The 26,767-nt window shown below is 73.3% G+C and carries 19 protein-coding genes; 5 read left to right on the forward strand and 14 right to left on the reverse strand.

Annotation, left to right across the window (positions count from 1 at the left end; all coding sequences use genetic code 11):
• Positions 1 to 73: 73 nt before the first annotated feature.
• Both ACFVYR_RS13135 and ACFVYR_RS13140 read left to right on the forward strand, forming a co-directional pair.
• Positions 74 to 3,067 (forward strand): bifunctional [glutamine synthetase] adenylyltransferase/[glutamine synthetase]-adenylyl-L-tyrosine phosphorylase, encoded by a 2,994-nt coding sequence (locus tag ACFVYR_RS13135; RefSeq protein ID WP_384257062.1) that lies wholly within the window; start codon positions 74 to 76, stop codon positions 3,065 to 3,067.
• A gap of 136 nt (positions 3,068 to 3,203) precedes the next feature.
• Positions 3,204 to 4,424 carry a DUF4157 domain-containing protein gene (locus ACFVYR_RS13140; RefSeq protein ID WP_384257064.1) on the forward strand — a complete coding sequence of 407 codons (1,221 nt, stop codon included), beginning with the start codon at positions 3,204 to 3,206 and terminating at the stop codon, positions 4,422 to 4,424.
• A 47-nt stretch (positions 4,425 to 4,471) separates the two neighbouring features.
• Here ACFVYR_RS13140 and ACFVYR_RS13145 read toward each other — a convergent pair whose 3' ends face one another.
• On the reverse strand, positions 4,472 to 5,323 hold the full coding sequence (locus tag ACFVYR_RS13145; protein WP_384257066.1) for a phosphatase PAP2 family protein: 852 nt from the start codon (positions 5,321 to 5,323) through the stop codon (positions 4,472 to 4,474).
• A gap of 161 nt (positions 5,324 to 5,484) precedes the next feature.
• Entirely contained in the window at positions 5,485 to 7,125 is a 1,641-nt protein-coding gene (locus ACFVYR_RS13150; protein ID WP_384257068.1) for a glycoside hydrolase family 13 protein, read from the reverse strand.
• A 444-nt stretch (positions 7,126 to 7,569) separates the two neighbouring features.
• Between ACFVYR_RS13150 and ACFVYR_RS13155 the strand changes: the two genes are divergently transcribed.
• Positions 7,570 to 9,207, forward strand: a complete 1,638-nt coding sequence (locus ACFVYR_RS13155; RefSeq protein WP_384257070.1) for a SpoIIE family protein phosphatase — start codon at positions 7,570 to 7,572, stop codon at positions 9,205 to 9,207.
• 48 nt (positions 9,208 to 9,255) lie between these two features.
• On the opposite strand, the gene ACFVYR_RS13160 is transcribed toward ACFVYR_RS13155, so the two are convergent.
• The 7 genes from ACFVYR_RS13160 to ACFVYR_RS13190 form a co-directional block, all read right to left on the reverse strand.
• Positions 9,256 to 9,783: a GNAT family N-acetyltransferase gene (locus ACFVYR_RS13160; RefSeq protein WP_384257072.1), complete on the reverse strand. Its 528-nt coding sequence runs from the start codon at positions 9,781 to 9,783 to the stop codon at positions 9,256 to 9,258.
• Positions 9,780 to 10,496: a TetR/AcrR family transcriptional regulator gene (locus ACFVYR_RS13165; protein ID WP_384257075.1), complete on the reverse strand. Its 717-nt coding sequence runs from the start codon at positions 10,494 to 10,496 to the stop codon at positions 9,780 to 9,782. The genes ACFVYR_RS13160 and ACFVYR_RS13165 overlap by 4 nt, the downstream gene beginning before the upstream one ends.
• 31 nt (positions 10,497 to 10,527) lie before the next feature.
• Positions 10,528 to 11,598, reverse strand: coding sequence for a PDR/VanB family oxidoreductase (locus tag ACFVYR_RS13170; RefSeq protein WP_384257077.1), 1,071 nt, complete (start codon positions 11,596 to 11,598; stop codon positions 10,528 to 10,530).
• Between the two features lies 1 nt (position 11,599).
• A complete protein-coding gene (locus tag ACFVYR_RS13175) occupies positions 11,600 to 12,514 on the reverse strand; it encodes a metal-dependent hydrolase (protein WP_384257079.1) in 915 nt (304 codons plus the stop codon).
• Positions 12,515 to 12,588: 74 nt separating this feature from the next.
• Positions 12,589 to 14,496 (reverse strand): hypothetical protein, encoded by a 1,908-nt coding sequence (locus ACFVYR_RS13180; protein ID WP_384257081.1) that lies wholly within the window; start codon positions 14,494 to 14,496, stop codon positions 12,589 to 12,591.
• Between the two features lie 72 nt (positions 14,497 to 14,568).
• Positions 14,569 to 15,072: a tetratricopeptide repeat protein gene (locus ACFVYR_RS13185; RefSeq protein ID WP_384257084.1), complete on the reverse strand. Its 504-nt coding sequence runs from the start codon at positions 15,070 to 15,072 to the stop codon at positions 14,569 to 14,571.
• Positions 15,073 to 15,181: 109 nt separating this feature from the next.
• Positions 15,182 to 18,322 (reverse strand): alpha-N-acetylglucosaminidase, encoded by a 3,141-nt coding sequence (locus ACFVYR_RS13190; RefSeq protein WP_384257086.1) that lies wholly within the window; start codon positions 18,320 to 18,322, stop codon positions 15,182 to 15,184.
• Positions 18,323 to 18,463: 141 nt separating this feature from the next.
• Between ACFVYR_RS13190 and ACFVYR_RS13195 the strand changes: the two genes are divergently transcribed.
• On the forward strand, positions 18,464 to 18,853 hold the full coding sequence (locus tag ACFVYR_RS13195) for a hypothetical protein (protein ID WP_384257088.1): 390 nt from the start codon (positions 18,464 to 18,466) through the stop codon (positions 18,851 to 18,853).
• A 41-nt stretch (positions 18,854 to 18,894) separates the two neighbouring features.
• On the opposite strand, the gene ACFVYR_RS13200 is transcribed toward ACFVYR_RS13195, so the two are convergent.
• The 3 genes from ACFVYR_RS13200 to ACFVYR_RS13210 form a co-directional block, all read right to left on the reverse strand.
• Positions 18,895 to 20,256 carry a DUF1996 domain-containing protein gene (locus ACFVYR_RS13200; RefSeq protein ID WP_384257090.1) on the reverse strand — a complete coding sequence of 454 codons (1,362 nt, stop codon included), beginning with the start codon at positions 20,254 to 20,256 and terminating at the stop codon, positions 18,895 to 18,897.
• Positions 20,257 to 20,342: 86 nt separating this feature from the next.
• Positions 20,343 to 20,993 (reverse strand): LuxR C-terminal-related transcriptional regulator, encoded by a 651-nt coding sequence (locus ACFVYR_RS13205; RefSeq protein ID WP_384257092.1) that lies wholly within the window; start codon positions 20,991 to 20,993, stop codon positions 20,343 to 20,345.
• Complete coding sequence (locus ACFVYR_RS13210; RefSeq protein ID WP_384257095.1) at positions 20,978 to 22,249, reverse strand: sensor histidine kinase; 1,272 nt, start codon at positions 22,247 to 22,249, stop codon at positions 20,978 to 20,980. Before ACFVYR_RS13210 ends, ACFVYR_RS13205 begins: the two co-directional genes overlap by 16 nt.
• A gap of 250 nt (positions 22,250 to 22,499) precedes the next feature.
• Between ACFVYR_RS13210 and ACFVYR_RS13215 the strand changes: the two genes are divergently transcribed.
• Entirely contained in the window at positions 22,500 to 24,692 is a 2,193-nt protein-coding gene (locus tag ACFVYR_RS13215; RefSeq protein WP_384257097.1) for an MMPL family transporter, read from the forward strand.
• A gap of 102 nt (positions 24,693 to 24,794) precedes the next feature.
• Here the strand turns inward: ACFVYR_RS13215 and ACFVYR_RS13220 are convergent, their stop codons facing one another.
• Positions 24,795 to 25,787: an NAD-dependent epimerase/dehydratase family protein gene (locus tag ACFVYR_RS13220; protein WP_384257098.1), complete on the reverse strand. Its 993-nt coding sequence runs from the start codon at positions 25,785 to 25,787 to the stop codon at positions 24,795 to 24,797.
• 82 nt (positions 25,788 to 25,869) lie between these two features.
• Positions 25,870 to 26,448, reverse strand: coding sequence for a winged helix-turn-helix domain-containing protein (locus ACFVYR_RS13225; RefSeq protein ID WP_384257100.1), 579 nt, complete (start codon positions 26,446 to 26,448; stop codon positions 25,870 to 25,872).
• Positions 26,449 to 26,767: the final 319 nt, after the last annotated feature.

The raw sequence follows: 26,767 nt of genomic DNA on the forward strand, positions 1-26,767 counted from the left end.
CGGCCGCGGGGGCGCCGGGTCCGTCGCTCAGGCCGTAGGCTCGGGCCGAGGAGTGATCGAACGGAGGCTCGGCATGACGGTGCCGCAAGGACGACGCAGCAGTACGTTCACCCGGCTGCTGCGGCACGGTTTCACCGACCCGTCCGCGGCGGAGCGGCTCCTGGACGATCCCGCGCTGAGCGCCGTACGCAACGACCCGCTGCTCCTGGACGCGCTCGGCGCCACCGCCGACCCCGACCTGGCGCTGCTGAGCCTCGTCCGGCTCGTGGAGGCCCAGGAGGACGACCTCGGCCGGCGGGAGCTGCTCGACACCCTCGTCACCGCCAAGCCGCTGCGCGACCGGCTCCTCGCCGTCCTCGGCGCCTCCGAGGCTCTCGCCGACCACCTGGCCCGCCACCCCCGCGACTGGCAGGCGCTCGCCACGTACGAGTCGGCCGATCTGCATCCGGGCGTGGCGGAGTTCGAGCGGGGGCTCGGTGAGGCCACCGATCCGGTCTCACTGCGCGTCGCCTACCGCCGCTGCCTGCTCTCCATCGCGGCGCGCGACGTGTGCGGCACCACGGACGTCGCCCAGGCGGCGGCCGAGCTCGCCGACCTCGCGACGGCGACGCTGCGGGCGGCCCTCGCGATGGCCCGCGCGGCGGCCCCCGACGACGCCGCGCAGTGCAGGCTCGCCGTCATCGCGATGGGCAAGTGCGGCGGCCACGAGCTCAACTACGTCTCCGACGTCGACGTCATCTTCGTCGGCGAGGCCACCGAGGGCACCGAAGAGGACAAGGCGCTGCGGGCCGCGACCCGGCTCGCCTCGCACATGATGCGCATCTGCTCCGAGACGAACGTCGAGGGCACCATCTGGCCCGTCGACGCCAACCTCCGCCCCGAGGGCAGGAACGGCCCGCTGGTGCGCACGCTCTCCAGCCACCTCGCGTACTACCAGCGCTGGGCGAAGACCTGGGAGTTCCAGGCGCTGCTCAAGGCCCGCCCGGTCGCGGGCGACCTCGCGCTCGGCGAGGAGTACGTCGCCACCCTCGCACCCCTCGTCTGGCACGCCGCCGAGCGCGAGAACTTCGTGGCCGACGTGCAGAAGATGCGCCGCAGGGTCGTCGAGAACATTCCGGCGGGCGAGGTCGACCGGGAGCTGAAGCTCGGGCCCGGCGGCCTGCGGGACGTCGAGTTCGCCGTGCAGATGCTGCAGTTGGTGCACGGGCGCAGCGACCCCTCGATCCGCAGCGGGTCGACGCTCGTGGCGTTGCAGGCGCTCGGCGCGGGCGGCTATGTGGGGCGCGTGGACGCGGCCCAGCTCGACGACGCGTACCGCTTCCTGCGGTCCCTCGAACACCGCATCCAGCTCTACAAGCTGCGCCGCACCCACCTCGTGCCGGAGGGCGACGCCGACCTGCGGCGCATCGGCCGCTCCCTGGGCATGCGCACCGAGCCGATCACCGAGCTGAGCCGCGCGTGGAAGCGGCACACCTCCGTGGTGCGCCGGCTGCACGAGAAGCTCTTCTACCGGCCGCTGCTCGACGCCGTCGCCCAACTCGCCCCGGGCGAGGCGCGGCTGAGCGCCTCGGCGGCCCGCGAGCGGCTGATCGCGCTCGGCTACGCGGACCCGAGCGCCGCCCTCAGGCACCTGGAGGCGCTGGCGTCCGGGGTCTCCCGCAAGGCGGCCATCCAGCGCACCCTGCTGCCGGTCCTGCTCGGCTGGTTCGCGGACTCCGCCGACCCCGACGCGGGCCTCCTCGGCTTCCGCAAGGTCTCCGACGCGCTCGGCAAGACCCCCTGGTACCTGCGGCTCCTCAGGGACGAGGGCGCGGCGGCCGAGAACCTCGCCCGCGTCCTCTCCGCCGGACGCCTCGCCCCCGACCTGCTGCTTCGCGCCCCCGAGGCGGTCGCCCTGCTCGGTGACGCCCGCGGCCTCGAACCGCGCGGCCGCGCCCACCTGGAGCAGGAGATACTGGCGGCGGTGCGCCGCGCGGACGGCGCCGAGCAGGCCGTGACGGCGGCGCGCGGCGTGCGGCGCCGAGAGCTGTTCCGTACCGCCGCGGGGGACCTCATCGGCTCGTACGGTACGGAGGAGAGCCCCGCCGAGGCCGACCCCGGCACGCTCGTCGACCGGGTGGGCGGTGCGATCTCGGACCTGACGGCCGCCACCCTCGCGGGCACGCTGCGCGCGGTCGTCCGAGAGGGCTGGGGCGACCTGCTCCCCACCCGTTTCGCGGTCATCGGCATGGGCCGCTTCGGCGGCCACGAGCTGGGCTACGGCTCGGACGCGGACGTCCTGTTCGTGCACGAGCCGCGCGAGGGCGTCGACGAGCAGGAGGCGGCGAAGGCCGCGGCCAAGGTCGTCTCCGAGATGCGCCGACTGCTGCAACTTCCTTCCGCCGACCCGCCGTTGCTCATCGACGCGGACCTGCGCCCGGAGGGCAGGAGCGGTCCGCTGGTGCGCACCCTGGGCTCGTACGAGGCGTACTACCGCCGCTGGTCCCTCGTCTGGGAGTCCCAGGCGCTGCTGCGGGCCGAACCGGTCGCGGGTGACGAGGAGCTCGGCCGCGCCTTCATCGACCTCGTCGACCCCCTGCGCTATCCGGCGGAGGGTCTCGGCGAGGACGCGATCCGGGAGATCCGTCGGCTCAAGGCCCGCATGGAGGCGGAGCGGATGCCGCGCGGCTCGGACCCGACGCTGCACGCGAAGCTGGGCCGCGGCGGCCTCTCCGACGTCGAGTGGACCGTCCAGCTCCTGCAGTTGGAGCACGGCTGGGCCGAGCCGGGGCTGCGTACGACCCGCACCCGTGAGGCCCTCGCGGCGGCCCGAGCGGCGAAGCTCATCCCCACGGACGACGCGGCGATCCTCGACGAGGCGTGGGTCCTCGCCACACGCGTGCGCAACGCGGTGATGCTGGTACGCGGCAGGGCCGGGGACACCTTCCCCTCCGACGGGCGCGAACTGGCCGCCGTGGCCCGCTACTTGGGGTACGACACCGGCCACGTGGGTGACATGCTGGACGACTACCGGCGGATCACGCGGCGGGCGCGGGCGGTGGTGGAGGAACGGTTCTACGGGGCCTGAGCCCCGTTCCCGGCGTGGCCGCCCGGCGCCCCGCGCTGCCCCATCAGGCACCCAACGCTGCCCTCGCGCACCTGGCCCGATGCCGCCTCGGTGGCGTATCCAGGAAGGGTTCAGAGTCCGTGTCCCTGGAGGCCCCATGCGTGCCCGCGAAACCGCCCGATCCGCCGACGGGGAGAAGGTCGCGGGCCGCGCGCCGGCCCGCGCCGCCGCGACCCCGTCGAGCGCCGGGGGCATGTCGGCCCAGGAGATCCGCGCGCTGCAGCGCACCGCGGGGAACGCCGCCGTCGCCGAGGCCGTGCAGCGCTCCACCGTCCACGACGTGCTGCGCAGCGGCGGGCGGCCGCTCGACCCCGCCACCCGTACCGACATGGAAGCGCGCCTCGGCGCGGACTTTTCCGACGTCCGCGTCCACGACGACAGCGCGGCGAAGAGCTCCGCGGCGGAGGTCGGCGCCCGCGCCTACACCTCCGGCAGCCATGTCGTCATCGGCGACGGCGGCGCGGACCGGCATACGCTCGCCCACGAGCTGACGCACGTCATCCAGCAGCGCCAGGGGCCCGTCGCAGGCACCGACCACGGCAACGGGCTGCGGGTGTCCGACCCGTCCGACCGGTTCGAACGCGAGGCCGAGGCCAACGCCCACCGGGTCCTCTCCGGACCGGCGCCCGAGGCACACGCGCACGAGGCACACGAGCATGAGGCACACGCGCACGCCGGGACGGAGACGGCGACGGCGCAGCGCGCGACCGCCGTCCAGCGCGTCGGCGACACCCAGGTGGGCCCCCGCGTCGACTGGAACCAGCTCCTGGACATCATCGTTGGCCAGGACCGTACGCTCGGCGGATTCCAGTTCGGCCGGGAGTGCCGGAACAACGGCGGCAACAATCTCATCTCGCGGCCCGTGACGGTGAGCGTGAGCGACGGCAAGGCGACGGCCCAGCTGGCCGTCCACCTCAATGTGATGCTCACCAGCGGCGGCGAGGTCAGGGACCGCAGGACGGGCGAGTCCTCGGCGACGATCAAGGGCTCGCTCTTCCACCTGACGGCCCGCCCGGTGGCCGGCCAGAACCTGATCCACGAGGCCGGCGCCTCCAGCATCACCGCGGAGGAGTCCATCCACGTGGGCCGCAACAACGCCAAGGGCTGGAACAACCGGTCCGCCAACACCGCGCAGCTCGCCCGCACGGTCGGCGTCTCGGCGGAGGCACTGATCGCCGCGCTGGAGGCGAAGTACCCGCTGAGCGGCATCCAGGGCACGATCGACCAGTTCAAGAAGGACGTCGGCCGCGCGGTGGTCCACGGCCTCGCCCCCGAGGTCGTGCACGTGAAGTGGGACGGCGACGAGTCGTTCGGCTAGGAAGGGTCGGGGGGTCAGGGGGTCGGGGGCGGCGCCCGGCGCACGCCCTACGTCCTGACCGCGACCTCGCGCGCCAGCGCGTACGGCAGCGCGCCGTACCAGAGGCGCGCCACCAGGAACCCGAAGGCCAGGCAGAGCATGCCGCCGACCGCGTCGAGCCAGAAGTGGTTGGCCGTGGCCACGATCACGACGAGCGTCGCCGTGGGGTAGAGCAGGCCGAGCACCCGCACCCACGGCACCGACGCCAGGGCGAAGATCGTCAGGCCGCACCACAGGGACCAGCCGATGTGCATCGACGGCATCGCCGCGTACTGGTTCGACATGCTCTTGAGGTCGCCCGACGCCATGGAGCCCCAGGTGTGGTGGACGATCACGGTGTCGATGAAGTGCGTGCCGTTCATCAGGCGGGGCGGCGCCAGCGGGTACAGGTAGTAGCCGACCAGGGCCACCGCCGTCGTCGCGAAGAGGACCAGGCGGGCGGCGGCGTACCGGCCGGGATGGCTGCGGAAGAGCCAGATAAGGACACCGAGCGTCACCACGAAATGCAACGTCGCGTAGTAGTAGTTCATGCCGACGATGAGCCATGTCACCGAGTCCACGGCATGGTTGACGCTCTGCTCGACCGCTATCCCCAGGTCCTGCTCGACCCGCCAGATCCAGTCCGCGTTGCGCAGGGCCGCGGACTTCTGCTCCGGCACGGCGTTGCGGATCAGCGAGTACGTCCAGTAGCTCACCGCGATCAGCAGGATCTCGAACCACAGCCGGGGGCGGCGGGGCGTACGGAGACGGCTCAGACGACGTGCGAAGGTCCGCCCACTGCGGTCGTCCCGCTCGCCCGCGATGGGTGATGCGGCGGGCTTCTGCCCGTCCTCAAGTGTCGTCACGGTCGTCTCACCCATAGGGACAGAGTCTGCCAGATCCACACCCTTCGACCGATCATCCCCTGGTCGGGTTCGGGCCGCATTCTCTACGCCGCAGGAACGAGGCCGCCACCCGGTGCGGCCCTAGGGGCGCCTGGGCCGTCTGGGCCGTCTGGGACGTCTGGGACGTCTGGGACGTCTCAGGTCGTCCACCATGCCGTCGAGTCCGGCGGGAGCACGCTCTCCGCGGCGCCGGGCCCGACCTCCGCGCTCGCGAGCAGCAACGTGCCGGGGGTGGGCAGCGCCACCGGCGACGCCGTGAGGTTCACCGTGCAGACGAAGGTGCCGTCGGCGCCGCTGCGGCGGAAGGCGAGCACGCCGTCGGGAGAGGGCAGCCACGTGATGCCGCGGCCCGCGCCGAGGGCCGGGTGGGCGCGGCGCACGGCGAGCGCGCGCCGGTAGAACTCCAGCGTCGACGCCGGGTCGCCGGTCTGCGCCGCCACCGAGAGGTCCCGCCAGGAGTCCGGCTGCGGCAGCCAGCTCGGGCCGCCCTCGACGGGCCCGAAGCCGTACGGAGCGTGCTGTCCCGACCAGGGCAGCGGCACCCGGCAGCCGTCCCGCGTGCCGTCCTGCCCCGAGCCGCGGAAGAACGCCGGGTCCTGACGCACCTCGTCCGGCAGCTCGGTGACCTCGGGCAGCCCCAGCTCCTCGCCCTGGTAGAGGTAGGCGGAGCCGGGCAGCGCCAGCATCAGCAGCGTGGCCGCCCGCGCCCGGCGCAGGCCCCGCTCCTCGTCGCCGTCGCCGAAGCGCGTGGAGTGGCGTACGACGTCGTGGTTGGAGAGCACCCACGTGGCGGGCGCGCCCACGGAGTCCATCGCGGCCAGCGAGCGGTCGATGACGGCGCGCAGCGCGGCGGCGTCCCAGCCGGTCGTCAGGTACTCGAAGTTGAACGCCTGGTGCAGCTCGTCGGGGCGCAGGTAGCGGGCGCTGCGCTCGACCGTCGGGGTCCACGCCTCGGCGACGGCGATGCGCTCCCCGCCGTACTCCTCCAGGATCCCGCGCCAGTCGCGGTAGATGGCGTGCACACCGTCCTGGTCGAAGTACGGCACGTCCTGCCGGCCGAGCAGCCTGACCTGCTCGCCGTGGCCGATGTCCGGCAGGCCCGACGCCTTGACCAGGCCGTGCGCGACGTCGATGCGGAAGCCGTCGACGCCCATGTCGAGCCAGAACCGCAGGACGGAGCGGAACTCCTCGTGGACGGCGGGGTGGTCCCAGTTGAAGTCGGGCTGCTCGGCCGCGAAGAGGTGGAGGTACCACTCGCCGTCCTCGACGCGGGTCCAGGCGGGGCCGCCGAAGACGGACTCCCAGTCGTTGGGCGGGAGTTCTCCGCCGGCGCCCTTGCCGGGGCGGAAGTGGAAGCGGTCGCGCGCCGGTGACCCGGGGCCGTCGCGCAGCGCCTGCCGGAACCACTCGTGCCGGTCCGAGCAGTGGTTGGGCACGATGTCGAAGATGACGCGCAGGCCGAGGGCGTGCGCCGTGCGGATGAGGTCGTCGGCGTCGGTGAGGGTGCCGAACACCGGGTCGACGGCGCGGTAGTCCGCCACGTCGTAGCCGGCGTCGGCCTGCGGCGACGCGTAGAAGGGGGAGAGCCAGACGGCGTCCACGCCCAGGTCGCGCAGATGGGGCAGGCGGGCCGTGATGCCGGGCAGGTCGCCCATGCCGTCGCCGTTCCCGTCGGCGAAGCTGCGCGGATAGACCTGGTAGATGACCGCGTCGCGCCACCACCGCGGTGCGGGCGCGGAGTCGGTGGCGGCGGGCGCGGCGGTGGCGTTCTGGGTCATGAAATCCCTTGTAAGTGCGGGGAATTGCGAGGGCGGGGTGGCGGCTGTGGTGGCTGGTGCCGAAGGGGCTCGATTCGATGGGCGGTGGCGCCGGCGGCGGTCCTGACACCTGGGTGAACGCCGCGCGGAACGCGAAGGTCACGAGGTTGTCCGCCGCATCGGGCACATGCCGCACGCCTACCCGCGTCCGCGCGGGATCCACACCCCGCGGACGGCGGGTCCGAACGGGTGCCGAAAGCGCGTACGCAGTGCGTACGCGACGGTGCCCCGTCGCCGGGCGGCGCGGATCTTAACCTCATACGCGCCGTGTTCGGGAAAGGTTCCGGGATCTTCACCGGTCCCGGTCGCAGCGGCGCCATCATTCCCCGAAGTGCCCGTCGGGGCGCTAATTTGGTGATGCGGGCCCAACGGGGGTCCGCCCCACCAGCCCCAAAGGGGCCACGAGTGAGCGTCAACGACAAGGCAGGCATTACGGTCCTGGTGGTGGACGACGTCGCCGCCGGCCGATACGCACTGGGCGCGGTCCTGCGCAGGGACGGTCACCGCGTCGTTCTCGTCGCGAGCGCGCGCGAGGCCCTCATCGAGCTCGACGCGCGCAGGCGCACCGGGCAACTGCCCGACGTGGCACTCGTCGACGTCGGGCTGCCCGACATGAGCGGTTTCGAACTGTGCCGCCGGATGAAGGAGATGCCGCCCTACGCCGCTCTGCCCGTCGTGCACTTCTCGGCCGCCCGGACGGCCCCCGCCGACCGGTGCCGCGGCCTCGACGCGGGCGGCGAGGCCTACCTGACGGTCCCCGCCGAACCGGAGGAGATCCAGGCCGTCGTGCGGGCAGCCGCCCGCGGGGCGCGCCACCGCTGCGACGCCGAGACCCAGGCGGGACACCTGACCCGGCTCGCCGAGACCATCCTCGACGTCCAGTCGGCGCGCTGCCCGCGCGAACTCGCCGAGGCCGCCGCGGCCGGCACCGCCCGCCTCACCCTCGGCCCCGCCGCCGCGTTCGTCCTCGGCGACAACGGCGAGCTGCACCTGGGCCTGTCCCGGCGCAGGACCGCCGCCTCCCTGCCCGACGACGGCGCGCACACCGCGGTCGCCCGCCTCATCCAGCGCGACATGTCGGGCCGCGTCGGCGTGCGCGACACCGTCGTCCGCGCACCCCTGTGGCCGCCCGGCTTCTTCCACGCCGAACGGCCCGACGCCACCGGAGCGCCCGACGGCGCCCGGCTCGCCCTGGCCCGCGCCCGCGAGGGCTGCGCGCCGGTGTGCCTGGCCGTCCCCGCGTACGCCCAGGGGCTGCCCGCCGACACCGGGCGCCTCATGGGACGGCTCGCCCACGCCACCGCGGTCGCCGCGGAACGCCTGCTCATGTACGAGGTGGAGCGCCACATCGCCCTGACCCTCCAGCGCAGCTTCCTGCCGGCGCACGTGCCGCAGACACCCGGCACCGAAGTCGTCGTCCGCTACGAACCCGCCTCCCGCGACACGGAGATCGGCGGCGACTTCTACGCCGCGCTCGACACCTCCAAGGGCCTCCTCACCGGCATCGGCGACGTCGTCGGCCACTCCCTGGACGCCGCCACCGTGATGGTCGAGATCCGGCACGCGCTGCGCGCCTACTGCGTCGAGGACCCCGACCCCGGCACGCTCGCGAGCCGCCTCGACAAGATGCTGCAGCGCTACCACCCCGAGGTGACGGCCACCCTCTGCCTGGTCCTCACCGACCCGGCCGGCGGACACACCCGCGTCGCCAACGCCGGGCACATCCCGCCCCTCGTCGTCCGCGACGACGGCACCGCCGCCTACCTCAGGGCGAGCGGCCCGCTGCTCGGCCTCGGCCTGGACCGGCCACCGCCCACCGAGACGGTCCTGCTCCCCACCGACCGGCTCCTCATGGTCACCGACGGGCTCATCGAGACCCGCGGCACGGACCTCGCGGTCTCCATGGAGCAGCTGCGCACCGTCGCGGCCGGCGCGCCGCTCGGCGTCACCGCCCTCTGCGACACGCTGCTCGCCTGCCTCGGCCACGACCGCGACGACGACATCGCACTCCTCGCGATGCGGCTGCGCGCGGACGGCTCCTGAGAGCCTGTCCTTGAATCCCCTGTCCTTGAATCCCCTGTCCTTGCAGCGCTACGGGCCGAGCGGCCTCTCCAGGAGCAGCACGCCGTACGAGCCGCCGTCCGCGGCGCGCTTGTCCCGCAGTTCGCCGACGACGGTGTAGCCGGCCTCCTCGTAGTACGTGCGCAGCCGGGGGTTGGACGTCACGCAGTCCAGGCGGGCCAGCCCGCGCCCCGCCGCGGCGATCCGCCGCTCGGCGTCCCTGAGCAGCTCGCGGCCCGTCCCCGAGGGCGCGCCGCGGCGTGTCATCAGCCGGTGCACGTACCCGGCGACGGGCGGCTGGACGCCCCACGCCTGCTCGTCGGACCACCAGAGCTCGTACGCCCCGGCGGCGTTCCCCTCGTCCCCGTCGTCGGCGAGCCACACCTGTGCGCAGTCGCATCCGATCAGCCGGCGGAAGTGCCGCTCGTCCTTGGCGCCCGGCTGCCACTGGGCAATGCCGCGCTCCGCCATCCAGCGGGCCGCGCCCTCGTAGAGGGAGACGAGCGTGTCGATGTCGTCGTCCGTCGCCGGGCGGACGGTCAGGCGTGCGGTGGTCATGGGGCGAGCGTAACCAGCCGCCCGATCAGTTCGGCGAACGGGCCGTCGGCGGGCTCCGAGGCGAGGACGGTGCGCAGCAGCTCCGCCATCTCCTCGTCGTACGCGGCGCTCACCGCGGTCAGCGCCGCGAAGTCGTGCACCAGCTGCAACTCCAGCTCCGCACGCGGGATGCGGCGGCCGTCCAGCCAGATCAGCGCCGTCGACTCGGCAAGCGAGATCCAGGACCGCACCACCAGTTCGAGCCGGGCGGGCGGATCGGTGACGCCCAGGTGCGTGAGGATCTGGTCGTACGCCGCCTGCCGCACCGAGTCGATCAGCGCGTTCGTCGTCGAGACGGCCGCGCGTGCGTACGCACCCCCCGCGGAGACCGCCGGGCCGCCGCGCATCAGCGCCGAGAAGCCGGGGCCGTGCTCGTCGACGAAGTCGAGGAAGCGCCCCATCACCCGCAGCAGCCGCGCCCCGAGGGGGCCTTCGCGCGGCTCCACGAACCGGTCGGCCAGATCCTCCGCCGCCCGGCGCAACGCCGCCTCGTACAGGCTGAGTTTGCCGGGGAAGTAGTGGTAGACCAGCGGGCGCGAGATGCCCGCGGCCGCCGCTATCTCGTCGATGGAGACGTCGTCGGGCGAGCGGTGGCTGAACAGTTCGAGCGCGACCCCGATCAGCTGCTGCCGCCGCTCCTCGACACCCATCCTGCGGCGCACCCCGGTTGTCATGCGAACACCTTACCGAGCAGAACCCGGTGTCTCACATGTCGAGCACGAGCCGCCCCCCGCGCGCCCGCGAGACGCAGATGAGCATGGAGCCGCTCCGCTCGGCGTCCGTGAGGAGTTCGTCGCGGTGGTCGATCTCCCCGTCCACGACGCGCTGTTGGCACGTCCCGCAGAACCCCTGCTCGCAGCTGTACGCGGTGTCCGGCAGCTCGGCGCGGACCGCGGCGAGCACCGAGGTGTCCGCGGCGACCGCCACCGTGCGGCCGCTGCGCCGCAGTTCGACCTCGAAGGCGGCATTGCCCTCGCTGTCGGTGCGGGGCGTGAAACGTTCCAGGTGCAGCGAGCACCCGTCGGGCAGGGCGGCTTCGACGGCGTCGATCAGGGGCTCGGGGCCGCACACGTGGACGGCGGTGCCCCGCGGGGCGCCGTCGAGGAAGGCGGCCAGGTCGGGAAGGCCGTCCTCGTCCTCGGCGACGACGGTCACCCGCTGCCGCCCGGCGCCGCCGAGCTTCTGGACCTCTTCGAGGAACGGCATCGAGGAGCGAGAGCGCCCGCCGTACAGGAGCCGCCACGGTGCCCCGGAGGCCTCGACGGCCCGCAGCATGGGCAGGATCGGCGTGATGCCGATGCCGCCCGCCACGAAGACGTACGACGTCGCGTCGGCGAGCGGGAAGCGGTTGCGCGGCCCGCGCACCTCGACCCGGGCGCCCTCCCGGAGCCGCTCGTGCACCTCACGCGAGCCGCCCCTGCCACCCTGTCCTGCGGTGATCAGCCGGGTCGTGACGGTGTACGAGGAGGAGTCCTCGGGGTCGCCGCAGAGCGAGTACTGCCGTACGAGCCCCGAGGGCAGCACGAGGTCGAGGTGGGCGCCGGGGGTCCACGGCGGCAGGTCGGCGCCCTCCAGGCGCAGTTGGACGACGCCGTCGGCGACGCTCTCGTGCCGGGTGACGAGGAGCCGCAGCGCCCGGGAGCGTGGCCGTCCGGAGACCGGCTCCTCCAGGGCGGGCAGCGGCCACAGCGGGGACGCATCGACGCGGCGGCGCAGGGCCCGCCGGGTGAGCAGGGCGGCGCCCGCGACGAGGGCGACGGTGCGGATGCGGGGCATGTCAGAGGGCCCCCTTCTCGGCCGCGAGGGCGGCGACGGCGGCGGGCGAGGAGGCGAGGTAGGCGACGGCCTGCTCGGTGCTGCCTTCCCGCGAGGGGTGGTAATCCCTGCTGAGGTAGCGGGGTATGGAGCGGATCATGTCGCCGGTGGTGGGCAGCGTCCCCGCCCTGCCGCTGCGGTAGAAGTCCTTGAAGGACGCCTTGCCGCCGGTGAGCGTCGGGTCGTTCGCCATGAAGAACCGGGCCCCGCGCTGCCAGAGGAAGACCAGCGCGCCGAACGCGGTCGCCCAGGTCCTGGCCCGGCGCCGGTAGGCGCCGTCGACGTGCATGAACACCTCGAAGGCGACGGAGCGGTGTTCGACCTCCTCCGCGCCGTGCCAGCGCAGCAGGTCGAGCATCGTCGGGTCGGCGCCCCTGCGGTCCAGCTCGTCGGCGTTCAGCACCCAGTCGCCGAGGAACGCGGTGTAGTGCTCGATGGCCGCGATCATCGCGACGCGCTCCATCAGCCACCACTTGCGGGCCCTGCCCGGCGGCAGGGTCCGGTCGCCGAGCAGCTTCTCGAAGAGCCAGTCGACCTGCGCGGTGTACGGCGTCGGGTCGAGCCCCTGCTCCTTGAGGTGCGGCAGGACCTCGTCGTGGGCCTGCGAGTGCATGGCCTCCTGGCCGATGAACCCGATGACGTCCTCGCGCAGTCTCTCGTCGCGGATGAGCGGCAGGACCTGCTTGTAGACGTGGACGAACCAGCGCTCACCCGCGGGCAGCAGCAGATGCAGCACGTTGATGGTGTGCGTGGTGAACGGGTCGTCCGGGAGCCAGTGGAGCGGGGTGTTCTCCCAGGAGAAGGAGACGTTGCGTGCCTTGAGCGGTATGCGTTCGGACGCGACGGGCTCGGGCACCCGGCTCTGCGTATTAGACATGGCGTCAATGTACTGAGCGGTAGTTCGGCGGTACAGGGGTCCGGGAGGGGAACTTCGGACAGGGCGCCCCGGCGCTACCGCAGCGGGTTCAGCTTGCCGCCGTCCGGCAGGGTGGCGGTCAGGCTGGTCTCCGCGTCCCGCTTCGTCCTCGTCGCGAGGACGTTGCCCGGCACCCGTACGCCGCCCGTCGCGACGATCGACGTGGCCTCCTTGTTGGCGGCGGCAAGGAGGTACCAGCCGCCCGCGCGGGACTTCCAGCGCACCCCCGCGAGGACCCGCGGGTCACGGCCGCCGCACGCGGGGGAGTCCTCGGCCTTCGCGGCGACGGCGCCCGTGGGCCCGTCGGCCGGCTGGAACTGGGCGAGGATCCGGGTACCCTCGCCCCGCCACGTCTCGGCGCGGGTGCAGACCCAGTCGGCGGTGCCGTTGCCCTCGGGCAGCGGCTGACGGGCGTACGTCCAGGAGTTCACGGTGCGTACGCCGTGCGAGCTCACCGACGCCAGGGAGCAGGCCGACTTCGACCACTCGGCGGGCGTGGCCTCGCGCGGGGCCGCGGGGCGGCCCGCGGTCAGATGGGCGGGGACGAGCTCGCCGAGGTCGGTCGACATGCGGACGGCGCCGGAGTCGTCGCGCAGCCGCAGCGCGTTCCACGACGTGCACCGCCCGGTCTGCACCGGGCCGGTGAAGGGGTCGGTGACGCCGTCCTTCGAGCGGTGCAGGGCGACGGCCTTCGAGGCGGGCTTCAGCAGGTCCTGCACCGAAACGGAGCTGACCCAGGGGGCGGTCAGGTAGCGGATGTTCCCGTCGGCGCGGTCGACGACGACGGCGTTCGCCTCGGTGCCGGTCGCGCCGTCCACCCGTGCGAAGTCGAGCGCGGCACCGCCGGTGCCCTCGCGCGGCTCCGCGTACCGCGCGATGCGCAGGCCGTCGTAGAGCAGCACCACGCGCGCGGAGTCGACGTCACCGGCGAAGAGCAGCTGGGCGGGTCCCGGCGGGGCGCCGGCCGGGGTGCCCGGGGTCGCCGAGACCTGCACGGATTCGCCGGGCCGCGCCCAGACGGCGAGGGCGCGCCGGAGCAGCTCCTTGTCGCCGATCAAATTGCCGCGGGCGGGCCACGTGGTGAAGTCGGTGCGCGAGGAACGTTTCCACGCCGACGCGGTGGCCACCGTCAGCTGCCCCGGATCGAGGGCGGCCTGCCCTGCCGGGTTCTGCGCGTACGGGGGCGCGGCGGCGCCGTCGGGTCCCCAGCCCTCTCCCGGCAGCCCGAGCAGCGCCCCGCACACCAGCGCGGCGACGGCGGCGACGCCCGCGGCCTTCATGTGCTGCCTGCGCCGCATCAGGTCGGTGGGCCTGGCATGCAGGGAGCAGGGGTCGAACTCCGTGGAGGCGAGCAGGTCGTACCGGTCCTCGACCTCGTCGGCCTCGTCGAGCGCGTCCTCCGGGTCGTCGCAGCCGGCGGCGGACAGCACCGCGCACACATCGGGCTCGTCGAGCTCCTCAAGACCGCGCAGGACGTAGGCGGCGCGGCCGGCGCAGGACAGGGCGGCGAGGCGCTGGTCGAGGGCGAGTTCGTCGGCGCCGCCCGAGCGCGGGAAGAGCCGCAGCCCGCGCACCTGCGGAAGGAGCGGCGGCAGCTGGGCCCGCTTGGGCCAGGCGGTCCACCGCAGCGGCAGCCCCGCGTCGAGGGCGCCGCGCAGCACCCGCAGGCGTACGTACGCGTATCCGGGGTCGCCCTGGGGCCCGTGGCCGCGCTGCGCGGGGACCACGGCCGCACCCGCGGTCCTGCGGGTGCGGGGCAGGGCGCGCTGGGTGAGGGCGTGGGCGGTCAGGACCCGGCGGTTGCGGCCGAGGCTCGGCGGCAGCACCAGGTAGGCCAGCCGGACGAGCCGCGGGTAGTGCTCCACGAGGGCGGCCTCGGCCTGCTCCACGTCGACGACGGGGGCGGGACCGCTGGCGTTCGGGGACTTCGAGTGAGACTGCACATTCGACGACACGTTCAGCAAAACGAGCGAATCCTCGGATGGTCACCTCTGGGCCGCGCCTGCGGAGAGGCCCTAGGAGCGAACGTCCTCCACGAGCGCGCGGGCGTAGTTGCCCATCGACCGCTGGTAGCGCGGGAGATGGGGCGCGAGGGCGCCGAGCACCAGGGCGAGTCCCTCGCGTTCGCGGCCGAGGTCCGCCAGACACAGGGCCAGGCAGGCGCGGACGGCGTCGTCCAACTCGTCGCTCGGCGCGTCGAGTTCGGGCGTCAGGAGTGCGACGCCCTCCTCGGCGCGGCCCGTGTTCCGCAGGGAGCTGGCGAGCTGGATGACGGTGCGGCGCCTGCGGTAGCCCCGCAGTCCGCGGTCCAGCGCCTCCTGGTAGAGGGGCACGGCGCGGTCGGAGTGGCCGGTGGAGTCGAAGGCGCAGGCGCGCTCGAAGGCTCCGACGGGGTCGTTCTCGGGAAGCTCGGCCACCAGCCGGTCGATCAGCGCGCGGAACTCACCGCCCTCGTCCTCGCCGTAGCCGTCCAGTTCGTCCCAGGCCGCCGCGAGCCGCTTCTCCCAGTCGTCGTTCACGGCCCCACCCTCACACGCGCGCGGCTTCCCGTCACGCGATTTTTCCGGCAGGGGGGCGTCACCAACCGCCGCACCGACGGCTACGACGCCCCCCGCCGGACGAGTGCCGCTAGGCGACCTCCCACCGGCTGAACTCCACGAGGCCGCGCTCCCCGTCCCCGCCGTTCGTCGCGCTCATGAACATCCCCGCGTCCTGCGCCGCCACCGCCCCGGCCACGCTCACCGTCGCCACCGTCCGCCACGTCGCGCCGTCGTCCGTGGAGCAGGCTCCCGTGAACGACGCGCCCTCGCGGGAGAGGCGCAGCAGCACCGGCGCGTTGATGCCGGTCAGCCGCTGGTAGGTGTCGAGCGTGCCGTCGCCGTTGGTGTCGTAGGAGAGGACGACGCCGTTGGCCGGTGTGACGGCGAGGTCGACGAATCCGCGGGAGCCGGGCGTGCCGAGGGCCGCGCGGCTGATGATGCCGGCCCGCGCCCACGGCCCGGTGACCGCCTGCGTGTCGACCCGCACCGTCACCGACACGCCGTCCCGCAGCACCCCCTCCCGGTACAGCGCCCCGAACTCTGTCGTCCCCTTCCACAGGTCCGCCCCGCCACCGTGGATCCCGTACCGCCCGTCGAGCTCCCCGAAGACGGCGCCGTTGTTCGTGTACGTCTTCCACGCGTCGCTCAGCGGCCCCGCCTCGAAGAGCGTGCCTTCGTGGACGGACCGCACCCGCGGTTCGCCCGCGGGCCCGTACTCCACGGCGAGCTCGTACGGCAGGGGCCGCAGCGGCCGGTCCAGGGGCCTGTCGGAGGGCGTGCGGGCCCGCCACGCGACCTTCCCCGTCCCCGCGGGCGCGACCCGCCACAGGGAGACGGGGCCCTTCGGCTCCGCGTCGATGCCGGTCAACGTGAAGTCGACGCGGCCCGTGGCGCGCAGCCCGTTGACGTTGCGGAAGACGGCCTCCACGCGGGCCGAGCCGCCCGGCGGGAGGGTGGCCGGCTCCGCGGTGACCGTCAGGGTGCCCTGGTAGGGCGCCCGCGCCAGGACGTCCCGCACGCGGGAGGCGGTCCGGTACGAGGAGCCGACGGGCCGCAGCGGATAGTCCTTCCGCTCCCGTGTCCACGGCTCCTCGAACGCGAACCAGTCGACCGCCCTCGGCGCCCGGCCGGCCGAGAGCGCGTCGGCCAGCTCGTCGAGCCACTTCTGCCAGCGCGGGACGTAGAAGTCACCCATGACGCCGTGCCACTCACGGTTGGCGTAGTCGTGCAGCCGGCCGCCGTCGGACGTGGCGCGGTCGCCCCAGACGGTGATCAGGACCTTCGCGGTCCGCTCGAACTCGGTGCGCTCCGCGTCGTTCGTCCCCATCTGCCGGGCGGCCGCCACCCAGGGGCCGAGCAGGAAGGCGGGGGCCGTGCCGGTCACCTCGTCGGCGAGCCGCATGAGCCGCAGCCACAGCGTTGACAGGGCGGTGAAGGTCTCCCGGTCCTTCCTCGCGTACGCCGTCCGCAGCTGCGGCAGGAGCTGGCGGCTGCGGTGCGCGAGGGCCTGGCGTGCGACGTCCACCAGGTCGTTGCGGTACGCGGCGTTCTCGCGCAGCGAGCCGCGCACGTCGAGCAGCCCGGCGAGCGCGGCGTCGAAGCGGCCCGGGTCGTAGGTCAGGGCGCGCGGCGCGTACTCGGCGGCGCGGGCGGCGGCGAGGTCGGGCCGGGCGGCGAACAGCGAGTCGTGCGCGTCGCTGCGCTCGACGGCGGTGTGCTGGTAGGCGGTGTCGTTCAGCGCCCGCCAGGCGGCCCGTGCGTCATGGTCGCGCCCGCCGTAGCGGAAGTCGGCGTACGAGGAGAACCACGCGTCCCGGTCCACCGGGTCCTCGGTCCAGGCCAGCTCGGAGAAGAGTTCGAAGGCGGCGGGGTCCCGGTCGGTGGCCTCCGGCATGAACGCGGTACCGACCAGTGCGCTGTCCGCCTTGTCGCGCCAGGCGAAGAACTTCTCGTTCCAGACGTGGGTGCGCGCCCCGATCGTCGTGCGCCCGCCGAAGTTGGGGATGGTCCCGAACGCGTACGGGGTCCCGCCCCAGTCCCGCTCCCGGTCGGTCACGCTCGCGTACCGGTCCGAGACCCCGTCGACGATCAGCATCCGCTTCTTGTCGACGGCGTCGAGCAGCGCGGGCAGCGGGTTCGCCTCCCAGCCGAGAATCACCCAGGTGGCCCCCGGCCGCGCCTTCTGCAGGGCGGCTTCCACGCCCTTGGCGGCGGCGGGCACGGGCACGTCGCCCGCGGTGCCGCCCTCGTGCAGGAGGTCCATCTTGAAGTGGTCGGCCGGGCCGAAGAGGCGCTCCTGGTGCCGGTAGAAGGAGGCGGCGACCTCCGCGAAGGCGGCGGTGCGCGGGTCGAGCCAGTCGGGCCGCCGGTACCCGTGCCAGACGCCCTGCGGCACGACGTGGGCGTCCCCGCCGTTGCGCTCGACGAACCCGGCGGGCACGTTCCCGTAGTAGCCGGGGAGGACCGGGGCGATGCCGAGCTCCCGCAGCCGCCCCACGATGCGGCGGCCCAACCCCACGCGGTCGGCGATGAGTTGCTCGGAGAGCGGGCCGCCGTACCCGTAGAGGTTCTGCAGCAGCCACCAGGGCTGGTGGGTGGGGGCGGGCAGCCAGGCCCTGGCCTCCGTGTCGGAGTAGCCGAACTCCGGCAGGACCTGGTGGTACACGGCCTCGGCGCCCGCGATGACCAGGACTTCGTTGCAGCCGTGCAGCGCGAGTACGTCGATCATCCGCTCCCAGTACGTCCAGTCGGCGTACGGCGCGGTGTACCCGTCGTTGGTGTCGTTGAGGGCGAACCGGTGGGGGAGCGAGGTGGAACGTTCCAGCGGGCGGGACGGCGCGGGCAGCCTGCGAGGCAGGTCCAACTGGCTGCCGTTCCAGGTGATATGGGCCCCGCACACGTACTTCAGGTACCAGTGGACGCCGGTGAGCTGGACGGCGGGCGTCGTGCCGGAGACCTCGATCCGGCCGGTGGATCCGGTGACCCGGAAGCGGTCCTCGCCGTCCCGCGCCGGGACGAGTCTGAGACGGATCTGCTCCGCGTGCTGCGGCAGGAGTCTGTTGAGCGCGGAGCGCGCGGAATCCGTATCGAAGGCGGGGCCCCCTGCGGGTCCCGTGGGTCCTGTGGGGCCGTCGGCGGCGTGGGCCGGCAGCGGAACCCCGCCGACGGCGGCGCCGATGCTGAGCGCGCCGGCGGTGCCGAGCACGGAACGTCGGGACAGTTCGGACATGTGTACCCCCTGAGGTGAAGGCTGCGGCGCACGGTATCCGTGCCGCCCCCCGTGCTCAACGGTGGAGAGGGAGATGGCGTGTTCAAGTCGCCGGGAGAGGCTGGTGTGCCGATGAGGGCAGCACGGAGCGCGTTTTCGGGCATGGCTGTGGGAGGGCTGCTGATGGGGATGGTGATGGGGTGCGGCTCGGGGAGTGACGGCACACCGGACACGGCGAGCGGCAGCCTGGAGCAGCTGGCGGCGGAGGCGGGGTGCAGGCCCGAGATCCGGAAGGACGCGGCCGAACTGCGCCAGGCCACCTGTCAGAACGGTGCCCGGCGCTACGTCCTCGTAACCTTTACAAACAGCCGTGGCCAGGCCGAATGGCTCGACGAGGCGAACGACTACGGGGGTACGTACCTCGTCGGCGGGACGTGGGTGGCGGTCGGCGGCGCCGATGACATCGCGGCGCTGCGCGGACGGCTCGGCGGGACCGTGGTGGACGCCGCGGGGAGGCACGGCGGGGGCCACCACGGTCACCGCATGGGATGAACGGTCGCAGGGCCAGGTGCGCGGTCAGGTGCAGCAGGCGCTCAGCTGCAGCGCTGTCCTGCGTTCACGCACCGCGCGACGCGCCGCATCAGGCGCTCGTCGAACACGTTGATGAAGTCGCCGTGGTCGGTGACGGGTTTGTGCAGCTGTTCGGGGAACGAGTCGACGGCGAAGCCGGGGCCCGGCGGCACGTCGTACACGATGCGCTGCACGAGCTGCGGGATGGCGCGGAAGCCCTGCGGGCAGGCGCCGGTGCGCGGGTCCGCGAAGGCGACATGGGTGCGGTGGTTGGCGCTGTCGGTGTTCTTGCCGTCCCAGCAGCTCTGGAAGGTGAACGTCCGTACGACCTTGCTGCCCGCCGGGCAGATCGGGTACTTGTCCTTCAGCTGCCGGTTCTCGAATCCGGTGCAGCTCCACGAGGCGTTGGCGTTGGCGTCGCCGTTGGTGAAGGCCTTGGCGTCCCCGGTGATGACGCGCAGGAAGCGCGGCATCGCCACGACCTTGCTCACCGGGTTCCCGGCGAACTTCAGCGTGACCGAGGCGGGGGTCTGGATCTCACCGACGTTCTGGTCCTTGCCGCCGCCGTCGGCCCCCGCGTCGTTCTCGTCCTTGCCGTTCCGCAGCCTGAGGACGGGCCAGTAGTACGTCGACCTGTCGCCCTGGTTGCGGCAGCTGGTGCGGCCCTGCGCGAGGTCGTCGTCGCCGGAGAAGGCGTCCGTGGCCTGGTTGCCCACGTAGTCGTGCATGTGGTGCGCGCCGTTGCTCACACCGGGCGCGACGATGACGTTGTCCGGGTTGAACTTGCCGTTCGCGTTCCGGCCGCAGTTCGTGGTGAAGGTGCCGCGCGAGGCGCCCCGGCCGTCGCGGGGGCGGTCGACGTTGGGCCGGACGGACCTGATCGGGACGAAGTCACCGGCCCCGGGGCCGTTGCCGCTGCGCCCCTGCTCCTGTCCCTGCTCCTGCCCCTGGCCCTGTCCGGGCTGCTGCCCCTGCCCCTGTCCGGACTGCTGGTCGTCGGCGCGCAGGGTGCACGGCGCCAGGCCGTCGATGCCGTCAGGCCGCTCACCCGCCCGGTCCATCGCGTCACCGATCCGGCCGAGCGTCCTCCGCCGCTGCTCCTCCAGCGGCGGCAGCACCGATTCCTTGTCCTGGACCTGACCGAACCGGTCGTAGGCCGAGGTGATCTGCGTGTCGAGCTCGGCCAGCCGGCGGTCGACCTCACCGCGTGCCGCCTCCGGCACCTCGGGCAGCTGGTTGCCCACGTCCGGACAGCTGATGGTGGAGACCTGCTGCGCGGCGTTCCGCGCGGGCGTCTTGTCCGTGCCCTCCCCGGCGTTCGCGTAGACGTTCACGGCGACGAGCCCGCCGCCGCCGAGCAGCAGCGCCGCGGACGCGGCGACCATGCGCCGCGTGAACTTTGATCGTTTTCGTGAGGTGCGTCCCTTGTTGCGTCCCATGGGGCTACATACGCATCAGCGGCCCGGCGCGTTCAGCGCCCCTGGTCCAGGTAGGCGATGACCGCGAGCACGCGCCGGTTGTCGTCGTCGGAGACCGCGAGGTCCAGCTTCGCGAAGATGTTGGACGTGTGCTTGGCGATGGCCCGCTCGGTGACGACGAGCTGCGCGGCGATGGCCGCGTTCGACCGGCCCTGCGCCATGAGTTCGAGGACCTCGCGCTCGCGCGGGGTGAGCGCGCCGAGCGGCTCGTCGGCGGAGCGCCGCGAGAGGAGCTGCTGGATCACCTGCGGGTCCATCGCGGTGCCGCCGGCCGCGACCCTGCGTACGGCGTCGATGAACTGCGCGGCGTCGAAGACACGGTCCTTGAGGAGGTAGCCGACGCCGCCGTTCCCGTCGGCCAGCAGCTCGCGCGCGTACAACTGCTCCACGTGCTGGGAGAGGACGAGGACGGGCAGCCCCGGCCGGGCCCTGCGGGCGGCGAGCGCGCACTGCAGGCCCTCGTCCGTGTGGGACGGCGGGAGCCGGACGTCGACCACGGCGACGTCCGGCTGCAACTCGGCGAGGGCCTTGCTCAGTTCGGGCCCGCTCTCCACGGCCGCCGCGATCTCGAAGTCGAACGCCTCCAGCATCCGCACCAGGCCGTCGCGCAGCAGGAAGAGGTCTTCGGCTAGGACAACTCGCAAGGGATCTCCATGGTCACCATGGTCGGACCGCCCGCGGGGCTGCTGACGGCCAGTACGCCGTCGAATGTACCGAGTCGCGTCTCGACACCGCTCAGCCCGGTGCCCGCCCCCAGGGAGGCGCCGCCCTTGCCGTTGTCGGTGACGGCTATGCGCAGCATGCCGTCGGCGTGGTGCATGTCCACCCAGATCCGGTCGGCGCCCGAGTGCTTGATCGCGTTGGTGAGGGTCTCGCTGACCGCGAAGTACGCGGCCGACTCGACCGATTCCCCGGCGCGCCCCGCCAGCTCCACGTCGACCTCGGTGGTGACCGGAAGGCGCAGGGCGAGGGCCTTCACCGCGTCGCCGAGGCCGCGTTCGGCGAGGACCGGCGGGTGGATGCCGCGGACCAGGTCGCGCAGCTCGGTCAGTGCTTCGCCGGAGCTCTGCCGGGCCTTGGCCAGCAGCTCCTTGGCCTTGGCCGGGTCCGCGTCGACCAGTGCCTCGATGGTGCCGAGGTCCATGCCCATGGCGACGAGGCGGGCCTGCGCGCCGTCGTGCAGGTCACGCTCGATGCGGCGCAGCTCGGCGGCGGAGTTGTCCACGGCGTCGTGCCGCGTCTCGGTCAACCGGTCCACGCGCAGCGCCAGTTCGCGCTCGCGCATGCTCGTGGTGGGCGCGAGGAGCGTACGGGCCAGGAGGAAGTGGCCGCGGATGAGGGAGGGGTTGACGAACACGCCGAGCACCAGGAGGGCGGTGCCGAGCGCGGCGGCCTGGTTGGCCGTGGACTGCGACGTGACGTGGATGAAGCCGTACCACTCGCCGCCGCCCGCGTCGTGGATCGGCTTCCACACGCCGAGGGCGAGCACCCAGCCGTAGAGCCAGTACAGCAGCAGCGCGGGCGCGAAGATCGCGGACACCAGGCCGCCGACCATGTCGACGAGCAGCCACTGCAGATCGCGCCAGGTCGCCGGGTCCTTGAGCATCAGGGAGCAGCGCTCCACCTGCCCCGTGACGCCCGAGCGCAGGTCGGCGGGGAAGGCGCGGTAGGGGACCGGGATCGTCACGCCCGCCCACCGGCCGGCCTGGTCGCGCCGCAGCGTCGCCCAGTGCCGGAGAGCGCTCAGCACGACCGGCGTGGTGAACACGCCGACGCCGAGCAGGATGAAGGCGATCGACAGCACCGACAGGACGAAGAGGGTGATCGAGCCCGCGAGCGAGGCGATCGCCAGGTACAGCCCCCGCGCCCCGGCAACCCATGCGTTCCGTAGCCTCGTCATGACCTTGAGCCCCTCTCGATGTGTCGTCCGTCCGCTGCCCGCGACCGGCACGCCCCCCATTCTCGCTGGTGGCGCGGGCGCGGGGCATTGGGCTCCGCACCCGGGCGTGGGTGTACCTGACGACACCCCACGCACTCGCCCTGCGCTCCGGCGACAGGGGGCCTCGGCGGCTGGGGCGTCCGCTCCCCGATTCCTAGCGTGAGTCACGTCTTATCCGACGCATACGCAGACTTGATGGGGGCGGATCGCCATGAGGCGGAACCTCGCGGCACGACTCGGTGTGTGGAGCGCACACCACCGGAAGGCGGCCGTCCTCGGCTGGCTGGTCTTCGTGGTCCTTGCCACGGTCATCGGCGGGGGCTCCGGCATGGTCACCGCCTCCGACGACGAGATGGACGTCGGCGACTCGGCCAGGGCCGCCAAAATCCTGAAGGACGCGGACATCGACGAGCCCGCGGGCGAGCTCGTCATGGTCAGCGCGCGGACCGCCGGGGGCTGGCGGGACGCGGCGGCCGACCTGTCGAAGGCGCTGACCGCGACGGGCGATGTACGGGGCGTTCAAGCGCCGCTGCCCGCCGAGGGCGGCAAGGACGCGCTGCTGCGCTTCGAGATCAAGGGCGCGTCGAAGGACGCCGCCGACCGCGTCCAGCCGGTGCTCGACGCCGTGGCGAAGGCGGGGAAGGAGGGCGCGGCGCACGGTGTCACCGTCCACCAGTTCGGCGACGCGAGCTCCGAGAAGGCACTGTCCGACCTGCTCGCCGACGACTTCAAGAAGGCCGAGTTCACCGCGGTGCCGCTGGCGCTCGGCATCCTCCTGGTCGCCTTCGGCGCCGTGGTCGCCGCGCTGCTCCCCGTGGGCCTCGCCCTCACCGCGTGCCTGGGCGCCTTCGGACTGCTCTCGCTGGCCAGCCATCAGGTGCACCTCTTCGAGACGACGTACTCCGTGATGTTCCTGATGGGCCTCGCGGTCGGCGTCGACTACTGCCTGTTCTACCTGCGCCGCGAACGCGACGAGCGGGCCGCGGGCAGGGACGCGGAGACGGCGCTGCGGATCGCCGCGGCCACCAGCGGACGCGCCGTCCTCGTCTCGGGTCTGACGGTGATGGTCGCGATGGCGGGCATGTTCCTGTCCGGCCTGCTGCTCTTCAAGGGCTTCGCCGTCGCCACGATCCTGGTGGTCTGCGTGGCGATGCTCGGCTCGGTCACGGTGCTGCCCGCGCTGCTCTCCTGGCTCGGCGACCGGATCGACGCGGGCCGCATCCCGTTCCTGAACCGCCGCGCCAAGAACGGCGTGCACGCCGGCGGCGGCATCGCGGGCACCGTCCTCAAGCCCGTCCTGGCCCGCCCGAAGTTCTTCGCCGCCGGCGCCGCCGTCCTGCTGCTCGCCCTCGCCGCGCCCGCGCTCGGCATGAAAACTGAACAGCTCGGCCTGGAGAAGCAGTTCGGCTCCGACGCCCCGCTCTCCGTCTCGTACCGGGAGATCACCGCGAAGTTCCCCGGCGGGCCCGCCCCCGCCCGCGTGGTCGTGAAGGCCGACGACATCGACTCCGCCCCGGTGCGGGCCGCCCTCGCCTCGCTGACCCGCGAGGCGGGCGACGGCGCCGAACTCACCGTCCACCGGGCGGCCGACGTCGCCGAGGTCGCGGTCCCGCTGCCCGGCGACGGCACGGACGCCGAGGCGAAGAAGGCACTGCACGACCTGCGGGACGACACGGTCCCCGCGGCGTTCGACGGGGTGGACGCCGAGGCCTACGTGGGCGGCGACCTGGCATCGTCCCAGGACTTCAGCGACCAGCTCGGCAAGGGCATCCTGCCGGTCTTCGTCTTCATCGCCGCGGTGACCTTCCTGCTGATGCTCGTCAGCTTCCGCTCGGTGGTGATCGCGGTGACGTCGATCGCGCTGAACCTGCTGTCGGTGGGCGCCGCCTACGGCGTCATGACCGCCGTCTTCCAGTACGGCTGGGGCGCGGAGCTGATCGGCTCGGAGAAGGCCGGCGCGATCGAGAACTGGATGCCGCTGTTCGTCCTGGTCGTCCTCTTCGGACTCTCCATGGACTACCACGTGTTCGTGGTCTCCCGGATCCGCGAGTTCCGCGACCGCGGCCTGGACAACCGCTCGGCGATCCGTGAGGGCATCACGCGCACGGCGGGCGCGGTCACCGGCGCGGCCGTGATCATGGTGGCGGTCTTCGCGGTCTTCGGCACGCTGTCCATGCAGGACATGCAGCAGATGGGCGTGGGCCTGGGCGTGGCGGTCCTCCTGGACGCCACGGTGGTCCGCATGATCCTGCTGCCCTCCCTGATGACCCTGCTCGGCGAGCGCAACTGGCACACGCCGCGCTGCCTCGGGTGGCTCCCGCGGATCTCGCACGACGCGGAGGACACCCCCGCGGACCAGGGGCGGACCGGGCGGCCCGAGGCCGCCGTCCCGAGCGGCCGTTGAGCGGGCCCGGCCGAAAGGTCACGGCCCCGGCGCGGAGTCCCCGCGCCGGGGCCGCGGCACGTCACGCCGGGCCCAGGGCCTTCGCGCCGGGGCCGCGGCACGTCACGCCAGGCCCAGGGCCTTCGCCTCCTTCTCGGGGGCGAGCCCGACGACCGGGCGGTCCGGCCGCTGCGGCGCGCTCCCGCCGATGGACCGCAGCCACTCCCACGTGTCGCGCACCGTCTCGGCCACCGGCCTCGACCTGAGCCCCGCGGCGACCGCCTTCTCCGAGGACGTCCGGTGCATCGTGTCGTGCAGCTCGCCCGGGGCCAGCCACACCGGCAGCTCCATCCACTGCTCGATGCCCGCGCCGAGCACCACCTGAGGATCCGTCCACCGCAGCGACGCGTCCGGGGCGCCCGCCACCTCGAGGCACGCGTCGAGCAGTTCGCCCATCGTGGTCCGCCCCATCGGGCTGACCAGGTTGTACGCCCCTTGCAGCCCCGCAGCGCCCGCGTCGAGGATCCACTCGGCGAGGTCCCGCACATCGATGTACTGGATGTGCAGGTCGCGGGGGCCCGGGGCGAGTACGGGGCCGCCCCGCGCGACGCGGTTCAGCCACCACGGCAGCCGCCCGATGTTCTCGTACGGGCCGAGGATCAGCCCGGCCCGCGCGAGCACCGTACGCCCGGCCCCGAACCCGTCGAGCGCCGCAAGCTCGCCGCCCCGCTTGTCCTGCGCGTACGCCGTGGCCTCCGCGTCCGGATCGCCGTCCACCACGGGGAAGCCCTCGTCGGAGCCGGCCGCGCCGGGGTACGCGTAGACGGAGCCGCTGGAGACGTAGACGTACCGCCCGGCCCGCCCCGCGAGCAGCCTCGCCGACTCCCGCACCACCCGCGGCGCCGCCGACCAGGTGTCGACCACCACGTCCCACTCGCCCTCGGCGAGCGCCGAGAGGCCGCCGTCGGCCGTGCGGTCGCCGTGCACGGCACGGGCCCCCTCGGGCGCCGCGTGGTGGCCGCGGTGGAAGACGGTCACCTCCCAGCCCCGGGCGAGGGCCGCCTCGGTGACGGCGCGTCCCACGAACTCGGTTCCGCCCAGCATCAGAAGTCGCATGAGGGCGACTCTGCCCGGACGACCCGCGCCGGGGGAACCGGATTCTGCTCCCGGCAGAGCCCGGACCCAGCGACATCCCAGGTCAGCGAAGTGTGGGCGGCGCGTACTTGTAGCCGACCCGGCGCACCGTCTGGATCGTCCTGCGGTGCTCGGCACCGAGCTTGCGCCGCAGCCGGGCGATGTGGACGTCGACGGTCCGGCCGTCGCCCACGTGCCCGTACCCCCACACCGTCGTCACCAACTGGTCGCGGGTGTGCACCCGGTGGGGGTGCGCGACGAGGTGCGCGAGCAGCTCGAACTCCAGGTACGTGAGGTCGAGGGGGCGGCCGTCGACCTCGGCGGCGCGCTGCCCGGTGTCGATGGTGACGGGTCCCGCGGCGGGAGCGGGGGCGGGGCGGGTCCCGGGCGGCGCGGGATCCGCGGTGACCGGCTCCTGGCCCGCCGGTACGAGGACGAGGTAGCCGACCATCGGCGGCTGCCCCGGCAGGGTCGGCAGGGTGTGCTGCGGCGCGGGCAGCCAGGTGGCGCCCGGCGGCAGGAAGTCGGGGATCTGCGCCACCTCGTCGGGGGCGACGGCCCGCAGACGGCCGCGGGCGGTGGGTCCGGGCACCGTACGGGTGGCGGGCGCGGCGGGGGCGGGGAAGGAACGGGAGTTCGCCATGGTGGAGTCAGCTCTTTCGCGCGAAGGAGTCGTCGAGAACGAGACGTACGTCGTGCGCGTCAGGCGAAGGCCGGTTGCGGCGGCATCAGGCCGGGTGCAACGGCTTTACAGGGCCCGCGCGTTCATCGCGCGGCAACACACCCGGTCGAAGTCGTGATGCTGCCGGGAGGGCCAGAAGGGCTCGAGGTCATGACGACCCGTCGAGGTGTTCCGGTGGCTGCCCATGGCTCCATTGAATCAGATGAGCGGAGGTCGGGACAGCGAAGGGGGGGGTGACCCGTGGCCGGGAAAGCACCCCAAGCCCGACGGGAAACGGCGG

This window comes from Streptomyces sp. NPDC058284, from assembly GCF_042881135.1.
Lineage (GTDB): Bacteria > Actinomycetota > Actinomycetes > Streptomycetales > Streptomycetaceae > Streptomyces.